General features: G+C 42.4%; 1 protein-coding gene. It reads left to right on the forward strand.

Annotated features, from left to right (window positions below; all coding sequences use genetic code 11):
• The first annotated feature begins 178 nt into the window (after positions 1 to 178).
• Positions 179 to 1168 carry a protein rep gene (locus KPC_RS19405; RefSeq protein ID WP_121975946.1) on the forward strand — a complete coding sequence of 330 codons (990 nt, stop codon included), beginning with the start codon at positions 179 to 181 and terminating at the stop codon, positions 1166 to 1168.
• The last annotated feature ends 750 nt before the right edge of the window (positions 1169 to 1918 follow it).

Consider the following 1918-nt stretch of genomic DNA (forward strand, 5'->3'; position numbering starts at 1 on the left):
GGTAAAAATGGGGATTTTTGAGGGTGTTTTTCCTTGTATTTATTATTAAGGGATAACTTCGATTTTGAAAATGTGGTTGTATGCCTTGTGGGGCGTGACTTTGAGTGGTATTTGACAGAACAATAAAAAAGCCCGTATAGTTTGGACATCTGACCTTCCTAACTAACCGAGCTTTTCTATGTCCCAATCTTGCCATGATTCCGACCTTGGAATCAATTTTTTAACAGAAATTTCACCTCATGAAGTTTCTTGGGATGAACATCGTTCTGATGCTGAGTCCGTTAAAATTCTCTATAACTACTCCGTTGAACTTTCAAAATATGCAGACCGAATTAACGGTTGTTCAGGCATTTTGAAATTTGGAGTTAATCCCGATCAGGGAAAATTGGTTCTCAAGCAAGCATTTTTTTGCCGTGTCCGCCATTGCCCTGTGTGTCAGTGGCGCAGATCTCTACTCTGGAGGGCGGTTATGTTTCAGCAATTGCCAAATATTCAGGAACGCTTTCCTACCCATCGTTGGGTATTTCTAACCCTGACTGTGAAAAACCCACCTGTTACCGAATTGCGTGACACCTTGAAGCACATGAATGATTCATGGAAGCGACTGATTGAAACCAAGCGGTTTAAATCAGGGGTAGCAGGTTTTTTAAGAACAACGGAAGTGACCAGGGGGAATGATGGCGACATGATGGCACATCCGCATTTCCATGCTTTGCTGTTGGTTAAACCCCAATATTTCCAAGGTAAGTATTATATAAAACAAGCCGATTGGGTCGAAATGTGGGCGAAAGCCTTGAGAGCTGACTACTTGCCATCGGTGAACGTGAAAGCCGTAAAAGCCACTTTAGACGAAAAAGGGCGCAAGCAACTCGATAAGGCAATCTGTGAAACGCTCAAATACAGCGTAAAACCCTCTGATTTGGCTTTAGAGCGCGATAAGGGGGCTTGGCTCCATGAGATGACCAAACAAGTCCATAAGATGCGTTTTATCGCAACAGGAGGCGTTTTAAAGGGGATTCTCAAGCCTGAAGATGAAATCACTACGGAAGAAATGATTTCTTCCTCTGAGGAGGTACAGGACGTTGGAGAGGGTCGAGTAGCATTCCAATTCAAACCTGAATACCGCAAATACGTTTATGCGCCAAAATATAACGAGTATGCAGACTAATCTTTTCCCCGAAGGGCGCACTTACCCAAACTAAAAGTTAGGAGTGCGTTCCCTCAAAATTTTTGAGGGCGCGCTTAGTTGTTTCTCCCTTCGGGAAGAAACCGCGTAAGGGGTTCGACCCCTTAACCCCATAAACACCAAAAAAGAAAAATTAAAAATTTTCCCTTTTCGGTGTTTCGCACCCATTGGATTTCTCCAATGGTAAAGTGCGCCCTTCATGTTATTTCGGGAAAAGCCGAACGAGTGTCTACGAGTGACGACTCCACCATAAAAATTCCAAAACCTTCCCTCCCTGATTACAAGCTCCCATAAAAATCCTAAGCGGGAAAAACCGAGCAAAGCGACGACCCGATTTTTGTTTCTCGAATGAGAAACGCGTAAGCGTGCATTACTGAAAAATCATCACGAATTTGCTAGGGGTGAAAAATCAAAAAAAGGCATCTGAAAAGGGGGTAAAAATGGGGATTTTTGAGGGTGTTTTTCCTTGTATTTATTATTAAGGGATAACTTCGATTTTGAAAATGTGGTTGTATGCCTTGTGGGGCGTGACTTTGAGTGGTATTTGACAGAACAATAAAAAAGCCCGTATAGTTTGGACATCTGACCTTCCTAACTAACCGAGCTTTTCTATGTCCCAATCTTGCCATGATTCCGACCTTGGAATCAATTTTTTAACAGAAATTTCACCTCATGAAGTTTCTTGGGATGAACATCGTTCTGATGCTGAGTCCGTTAAAATTCTCTATAACT

The organism is Acinetobacter stercoris, assembly GCF_900323515.1.
In the GTDB taxonomy this organism is placed as follows: domain Bacteria; phylum Pseudomonadota; class Gammaproteobacteria; order Pseudomonadales; family Moraxellaceae; genus Acinetobacter; species Acinetobacter stercoris.